At 68.4% G+C, this 7,129-nt stretch carries 6 protein-coding genes and 1 pseudogene; 5 read left to right on the plus strand and 2 right to left on the minus strand.

What is annotated here, in order from left to right:
• From AB7E83_RS27880 to AB7E83_RS27890, 3 genes and pseudogenes are all read left to right on the plus strand, one after another.
• Nucleotides 1-134, plus strand: a pseudogene (locus tag AB7E83_RS27880) (electron transfer flavoprotein subunit alpha/FixB family protein); the annotation flags it as partial.
• 25 nt (nucleotides 135-159) lie between these two features.
• Nucleotides 160-1,950: an acyl-CoA dehydrogenase gene (locus AB7E83_RS27885; RefSeq protein WP_428574757.1), complete on the plus strand. Its 1,791-nt coding sequence runs from the start codon at nucleotides 160-162 to the stop codon at nucleotides 1,948-1,950.
• A 2-nt stretch (nucleotides 1,951-1,952) separates the two neighbouring features.
• Nucleotides 1,953-2,912, plus strand: coding sequence for an NAD(P)H-dependent flavin oxidoreductase (locus AB7E83_RS27890; protein ID WP_428574759.1), 960 nt, complete (start codon nucleotides 1,953-1,955; stop codon nucleotides 2,910-2,912).
• A 1-nt stretch (nucleotide 2,913) separates the two neighbouring features.
• Here AB7E83_RS27890 and AB7E83_RS27895 read toward each other — a convergent pair whose 3' ends face one another.
• Nucleotides 2,914-5,331 (minus strand): PAS domain S-box protein, encoded by a 2,418-nt coding sequence (locus tag AB7E83_RS27895; RefSeq protein WP_428574761.1) that lies wholly within the window; start codon nucleotides 5,329-5,331, stop codon nucleotides 2,914-2,916.
• 111 nt (nucleotides 5,332-5,442) lie between these two features.
• On the opposite strand from AB7E83_RS27895, the gene AB7E83_RS27900 reads away from it, so the two are divergent.
• On the plus strand, nucleotides 5,443-6,528 hold the full coding sequence (locus tag AB7E83_RS27900; protein WP_428574767.1) for a PA0069 family radical SAM protein: 1,086 nt from the start codon (nucleotides 5,443-5,445) through the stop codon (nucleotides 6,526-6,528).
• A 4-nt stretch (nucleotides 6,529-6,532) separates the two neighbouring features.
• Here AB7E83_RS27900 and AB7E83_RS27905 read toward each other — a convergent pair whose 3' ends face one another.
• Complete coding sequence (locus tag AB7E83_RS27905; RefSeq protein ID WP_428574763.1) at nucleotides 6,533-6,751, minus strand: hypothetical protein; 219 nt, start codon at nucleotides 6,749-6,751, stop codon at nucleotides 6,533-6,535.
• 95 nt (nucleotides 6,752-6,846) lie between these two features.
• Here AB7E83_RS27905 and AB7E83_RS27910 point away from each other — a divergent pair.
• Nucleotides 6,847-7,129 (plus strand): hypothetical protein (locus tag AB7E83_RS27910; protein ID WP_428574765.1); only part of this gene is annotated, 283 nt, incomplete at its 3' end.

Genomic DNA, 7,129 nt, shown 5'->3' on the forward strand with positions numbered 1-7,129 from the left:
TGGCCGGCATGAAGGACAGCAAGGTCATCGTCGCGATCAACAAGGACGCGGAAGCGCCGATCTTCAGCATCGCCGACTACGGGCTCGAAGCCGACCTGTTCGCGGCCGTGCCCGAGCTGGTCAAGGCCCTCTGATCCGCCCCGCCCGCCAGGAGCCGCCATGACGTATCGCGCCCCCGTGAAGGACATGCTGTTCGACATCCGGCACCTCGCCGGCATCGACGACATCGCCCGCATGCCCGGCTTCGAGGAAGCCGGCTTCGACACCGCGCAGGCGGTGCTCGAGGAATGCGCCCGCTTCAACGAGGGCGTGGTCGCGCCGCTCAACGTCGAAGGCGACAGGAACCCCTCGGCCTGGAGCAACGGCGAAGTGAAGACGACGCCCGGCTTCAAGGAGGCGTATCGCCAGTACGCCGAGGGCGGCTGGCAGGGCTTGCAGCATCCCGAAGACTTCGGCGGCCAGGGCTTGCCCAAGGCCATCGGCGCGGCCTGCGGCGAAATGCTCAACAGCGCGAACCTGAGCTTCGCCCTGTGCCCGCTGCTGACCGACGGCGCGATCGAGGCGCTGCTCACCGCGGGCTCCGATGAACTGAAGGCGAACTACCTCGGCAAGCTCGTGACCGGCGAGTGGACCGGCACGATGAACCTCACCGAGCCGCAGGCGGGCAGCGACCTCGCACAAGTGCGCACGCGCGCCGAGCCGCAGCCGGACGGCACGTACCGGGTCTTCGGCACCAAGATCTTCATCACCTACGGCGAGCACGACATGGCGGACAACATCGTCCACCTGGTGCTCGCGCGCATCCCCGGCGCGCCCGAGGGCGTGAAGGGCATCAGCCTGTTCGTCGTGCCGAAGTTCATCGTGAACGAGGATGGTACGCCGGGCGCGCGCAACGACGTGCATTGCGTGAGCATCGAGCACAAGCTGGGCATCAAGGCCTCGCCCACGGCGGTGCTCCAGTACGGCGACAAGGGCGGCGCCGTGGGCTACATCGTGGGCCAGGAGAACCGCGGTCTCGAATACATGTTCATCATGATGAACGCGGCGCGCTATGCCGTTGGCGTGCAGGGCATCGCGATCGCCGAGCGCGCCTACCAGAAGGCCGTGGCGTATGCGCGCGATCGCGTCCAGTCGCGCCCGGTCGACGGCTCGGTCGACGGGCCCGCGCCCATCATCCACCACCCCGACGTGCGCCGCATGCTGATGACGATGCGCGCGTCGACCGAAGGCTGCCGCGCGATGGCGACGGTGGCCGCCGCCGCCTACGACGCGGCGCATCATCATCCCGATGCCGACGCGCGCAAGCAGAATCAGGCGTTCTACGAATACCTGGTGCCGCTCGTGAAGGGCTACAGCACCGAGATGAGCCTGGAGGTCACCTCGCTCGGGGTGCAGGTCCACGGCGGCATGGGCTTCATCGAGGAGACGGGCGCGGCGCAGTACTACCGCGATGCGAAGATCCTCACGATCTACGAGGGCACCACCGCGATCCAGGCCAACGACCTCGTGGGCCGCAAGACTTCCCGCGGCGGCGGCGAGACCGCGCGCGCCATCGCGGCGCAGATCGAGAAGACCGAAGCCGAACTCGGAAAGCGCGGCAGCGACGCCGCGCGCGCGGTGGCGAAGCGGCTCGCGGCCGCGCGCCGGGCGTTCGTCGATGTCGTCGACTTCGTCGTGCAGCAGGGCAAGTCCTCGCCCAACGCGGTGTTCGCGGGCTCGGTGCCGTATCTGATGCTCGCGGGCAACGTCGTCGCCGGCTGGCAGATGGCGCGCGCGCTGCTCGCCGCCGAGGACCTGCTGGCGAAAGGCGAGGACGCCGAGTTCATGCACGCGAAGATCGCCACCGCGCGTTTCTATGCCGAGCACATCCTGTCGCGCGCGCCGGGCGTGCGCGACAGCATCGTCGAAGGCGCCGAGAGCGTCACCCAACTTCCACTCGAGGCCTTCTGAAGATGTCCAGACTCCCGACCGCCCTGCAGAACCTGCGCATTCCCGTCATCGGATCGCCGCTGTTCATCATCAGCAATCCGAAGCTCGTGATCGCGCAGTGCCAGGCCGGCATCGTCGGCGCGATGCCCGCGCTGAACGCCCGGCCGGCCGAGCAGCTGGAGGAATGGCTGCAGGAGATCACCGAGACGCTCGCGGCGTACGACCGCGCGCACCCGGAGCGGCCCGCCGCGCCGTTCGCCATCAACCAGATCGTCCACAAGAGCAACGACAGGCTCGAGCACGACATGGCGATGGTGGTGAAGTACAAGGTGCCGATCGTCATCACCTCGCTCGGCGCGCGCACCGATGTCAACGATGCCGTGCATTCCTACGGCGGCATCGTGCTGCACGACATCATCAACGACATGTTCGCGCGCAAGGCCATCGAGAAGGGCGCCGACGGCCTGATCGCGGTCGCGGCCGGCGCGGGCGGCCATGCCGGCATCAAGAGCCCGTTCGCGCTCGTGCAGGAGATCCGCGCGTGGTTCGACGGGCCCATCGCGCTGTCGGGCGCCATCGCCACCGGCGGCGCCGTGCTGGCCGCGCAGGCCATGGGCGCGGACCTCGCGTACATCGGCTCCGCGTTCATCGCGACCGAGGAAGCGCGGGCGAGCGACGAGTACAAGCAGTGCATCGTCGACTCGAACTCCGACGACATCGTCTACTCGAACCTCTTCACCGGCGTCCACGGCAACTACCTGAAGCCGAGCATCCGCAACGCCGGCCTCGACCCCGACAACCTGCCCGAGAGCGACCCCAGCAAGATGAGCTTCGGCGGCGGCGAGAGTGCCAAGGTCAAGGCCTGGAAGGAGATCTGGGGCTGCGGGCAGGGCATCGGCGCGGTGCGCGAGGTGATGCCTGCCGCCGCCTTTGTCGACAAGCTGGCGCGGGAGTACGAGGAAGCGCGCGCGCGGCTGCGGTAATTCAGCGCGCCACCCACTGCGCGACCTTGCGCAGCAACTCGTCGGGGTGAATGGGCTTGCTGATGAAGTCGTCCATGCCCGCTTGCTCGCACAGTTCGCGGTCGGTGCTCATCGCGCTTGCCGTCATCGCGACGATGGGCAGCTTCGCGAAGCGCTCGTGGCCGCGCAGCGCGCGCGTCGCGGCCACGCCGTCCATCACGGGCATCTGCATGTCCATCAGCACGAGGTCGTAGTCGGCGTCGAGCGCCATGCGCACCCCTTCCTCGCCGTCGTTCGCGACGTCGACCCGGTGGCCGGCGCCGCGCAGCATCGCGCAGGCCACGCGCTGGTTGATCTCGTTGTCTTCCACCAGCAGGATGCGCGCCGGGCGTTGCGCGGACGGCGCCGCGGCCACCCGCTTCGGCGCTTCGGCCCGGGGCTGCGCCACGCCGACCCGCACCGTGAACCAGAACCTGCTTCCCTCGCCTACGCGGCTTTCGACGCCGACCTCCCCGCCCATCAGGTGCGCGAGCTTCTTCGAGATCGCGAGGCCGAGTCCCGTGCCGCCGTAGCGCCGCGTGGTCGACGAGTCGGCCTGCGAGAAGCTGCGGAACAAGCGCGACATCTCCTCGGCGCTCAGGCCGATGCCGGTGTCGCTCACCGTGAACTTCAGCAGGCAAGTTCCCTCGTCCGTCTCGAGCGTGCGCACCGACACCACCACCTCGCCGGTTTCGGTGTACTTCACCGCATTGTTCGCGTAGTTGACGAGGATCTGGCCGATGCGAAGCGTGTCGCCCACGAGCGTGCGCGGCACGTCCGGCGCGACGTCGAACACGAGGCCGAGGCCCTTGTCGGCGCACTTCTCGGCCAGCAGGTTGCTCACGTTTTCGAGCAGTCCCTCGAGTTCGAACGCCGAATCCTCGATGTTCATCTTGCCCGCCTCCACCTTCGACAGGTCGAGGATGTCGTTGATGATGCCGAGCAGGTGCAGCCCCGAGGAGTTCACCTTGCCGATGTAGTCCCGCTGCGTGTCGTCGAGCGAGCCTTTCAGCGCGAGATGCGACAGGCCGATGATGGCGTTCATCGGCGTGCGGATCTCGTGGCTCATGTTGGCGAGGAATTCCGACTTCATGCGCGTCGCCTGCTCGGCCACTTCCTTGGCCTGGCGCAACTCCTCTTCCTCCTGCTTGCGCTTGGTGATGTTGCGCCCGACCGCGAGCAGGCCGATCACGCGGCCATGCAGGTCGCGCAGCGGACTTCGCACGATCTCGATCAGCGCGCGCGTGCCGTCGGGCTGCGCGATCCATTCCTCGACGGGCCGGCGCTCGAGCGTGCGCATCATCTCGCGGTCGTGCGCCTCGATGGACGCCGCGATCTCGGGAGAAAAGAGGTCCGCCGCGCGGCGGCCGATCACCTGCTCCGGCGCGAGCCCGACCATGCCGGCGAAGGCCTGGTTGCAGCCGAGGTAGAAGCCCTCCGCGTCCTGGTAGACGATGTTGTCCGGGATGGAGTCGATGAGCGCGGACAGCAGCGCCTGCTGCCGCCTGCGCTCGCGCGACTGCGCCTTCTGCTCCGTGATGTCCTTGATGCTCACGATGTAGATCGTGCGGTCGCCGTCGTTCGTGAGCGACACGGTCGCATCGACGTTGCGCTCGCTGCCGCTTTTGCGGCGGAACTTCGTCTCGAAGCTCATCGGCCGTCCCGTGCTGCGCAGCTGCTCGGTGAAGGGCTGGATCAGCTCGGGCGTGAGATGCACGTCGAAATCGTCCATCGCCATGCCGACGAGCTCCTGGGCCCTGTAGCCGAGGAGGTCGCAGGCGGCGGGGTTCGCGTAACGGACGCGCAGGCCTGCGCTGTCGACCCAGAGCATCGGACCGGACGACTCCACCACGACCTGGTTGAACTTCAGGCGAGTCTCGGCCTTCATGCGCTCGGTGACGTCGCGGTAGTTGACGACGCGGCCGTTGCTGCGCCCGTCGACGACCTGCGCGCGCGCGTGACGCTCGAAGATCCGGCCATCCTTGAGGTGGACCAGCGCGAAGTCCTCGGCCAGCGGGTCGTAGCTGGAGATCCGCGACTTCAGGTCCCCCTCGTCGACCACCTGCGCCGCGATGTGGGAGCGGATCGCTTCGCGATTCAGCGAGGCCATCGATTCCTCGGGCAGGTTCCACATGCGCAGGAAGGCGCTGTTGTAGAAGAGCTGCTCGTCGCCGTGCTGGAAGGCCACGACGCCGTCGGCCGTGGAGTTCAGGGTCGCGAACAGGAGCGACTGCTGCTGCCAGCTGCGCGCGAGCTGGCGCTTGAGCGACGCGACCTCGGCCTGCATGTCCCGCAGTTCCGCCTGCATCGCCAGGCCGATGGTCTTCCCGTCGGGGGCTCCGATCGGGTCCTCGCCATCGCCGGGTTCGTCGGGAGGCAGGGAAAGGTCCACGTCGATCATCGTCTTCCGATCAGAACACGACCGGGCTTTGGCGGTCTACGCGAATTGCGTCTGGGCATTAAGCATTTTGCTCAGGCTGGCGCTGGAGACTGTATGGAAGTACAGTACGTCATGGGTGAAGTCCGAATCCCTTTGCAGGCTCTCAAGGGCCGGGGCGCCAGCACGCGCATGGCGCATCGTTTCGAGTCGCAGGCGCGGGCCGTGTTCGACGACGGCTGGGACACCGTCGAGTCCGAAGCGCTGGCGCCGGAGCAACTCGCGACCGAGGTCACGTTCGAGGACGCGCGCAGCGTGATCGGCGCCAACGATTCGCCCGACGTGTACTTCGGCAAGTCGATCAACCCGTATCGCGGCTGCGAGCACGGCTGCATCTACTGCTATGCGCGGCCGACGCACAGCTACCTCAACATGTCGCCGGGACTGGACTTCGAGACGAAGCTCATCGCCAAGCGCAACATCGCGTCCGTCATGCGCCACGAGCTGTCGCGCAGGGCGTACCGGCCGGAAATGATCGCCATCGGCACCGCGACCGATTGCTACCAGCCCGTCGAGCGCGAGCTCGGGCTTACGCGCTCGGTGATCGAACTGATGCACGAGACCTTGCATCCGTTTTCGCTCGTCACCAAATCGAGCGGCGTCGAGCGCGACCTCGATCTCATCGCGCCGATGGCGGCGCGGGATCTGGCGGCGGTGTACGTGACGATCACGACGCTCGATCCGGTGCTGGCGCGCCGGCTGGAGCCGCGCGCCGCCGCGCCGCACCGCCGCTTGCGGATCCTGAAGACGCTTGCGGAGCACGGCGTGCCGTGCGGGGTGAGCCTCGCGCCGCAGATCCCGTTCCTGAACGACGACATGGAGCAGGTGCTCGAAGCCGCATGGGACGCCGGCGCGCGCTCGGCGTTCTATCACGTGCTTCGCCTGCCCTGGGAGGTCGCGCCGCTGTTTCGCGAGTGGCTCGAGGTGCATTACCCCGACCGGGCGGCGCGCGTCATGGCGCGGATCCAGGACATGCGCGGCGGCAAGGACTACGACGCCGATTTCGCCACGCGCATGAAGGGCAGCGGTCCGTGGGCCGATCTGCTGGGGCAGCGGTTCAGGCGGGCGTGTACGCGGCTGGGATTCAACCGCGAGCGGGTCGAACTGCACGTGCGCGACTTCCGGCCGCCCTCCGCGGCGGGGCAGGGCAGCCTTTTCTAGGCCGTCAGCGGACGCACTGGACCGGGATCGCGTCGCCGGAATCGCCCGAGTCGCCCTTGTTGCCCATGACGCGCGTGAGAAGCGCGGCCGAGGTCGCGCGGTCCTGCTCCCTGTCGTTGAGGACCTGCGACGGTGTCGCGACGGGGGCGGTGAGATTGAGCAGGCTCACGAAGGTCTGCCGTGCGGCCTCGAGCGCGAATGGCGATTCGATCAGCAGGGGCACGAAGGTGCCGCCACTGCCGATGGGAGGTTGAACGACGGGCGCGCTTGGCGCGGTCGCGGTGGGTGCGGGGGTTGGTGCAGCGGTCGGCGCCGGCGTTGGTGCGGGCGTGGGGGCGGGTGTCGGTGCCGGCGTCGGCGCGGGCGTCGGCGCAGGTGTCGGTGCAGGTGTCGGTGCAGGTGTCGGAGCGGGTGTGGGCGCGGGCGTCGGGGCGGGCGTCGGCGCAGGCGTCGGAGCGGGTGTCGGAGCGGGTGTGGGCGCAGGCGTCGGCGCGGGTGTCGGAGCAGGTGTCGGTGCAGGCGTCGGTGCAGGTGTCGGTGCAGGCGTCGGTGCAGGCGTCGGTGCTGGCGTCGGAGCTGGTGTCGGTGCAGGCGTCGGTGC

It is taken from the genome of Ramlibacter sp. (genome assembly GCF_050250995.1).
Taxonomy (GTDB): domain Bacteria; phylum Pseudomonadota; class Gammaproteobacteria; order Burkholderiales; family Burkholderiaceae_C; genus Ramlibacter.

Bases quoted from the DNA above. Each gene is read 5' to 3' on its own strand.
- AB7E83_RS27895 (WP_428574761.1), bottom strand. From the start codon at position 5,331: ATGATCGACGTGGACCTTTCCCTGCCTCCCGACGAACCCGGCGATGGC.
- AB7E83_RS27900 (WP_428574767.1), top strand. From the start codon at position 5,443: ATGGGTGAAGTCCGAATCCCTTTGCAGGCTCTCAAGGGCCGGGGCGCC.
- AB7E83_RS27890 (WP_428574759.1), top strand. From the start codon at position 1,953: ATGTCCAGACTCCCGACCGCCCTGCAGAACCTGCGCATTCCCGTCATC.
- AB7E83_RS27885 (WP_428574757.1), top strand. From the start codon at position 160: ATGACGTATCGCGCCCCCGTGAAGGACATGCTGTTCGACATCCGGCAC.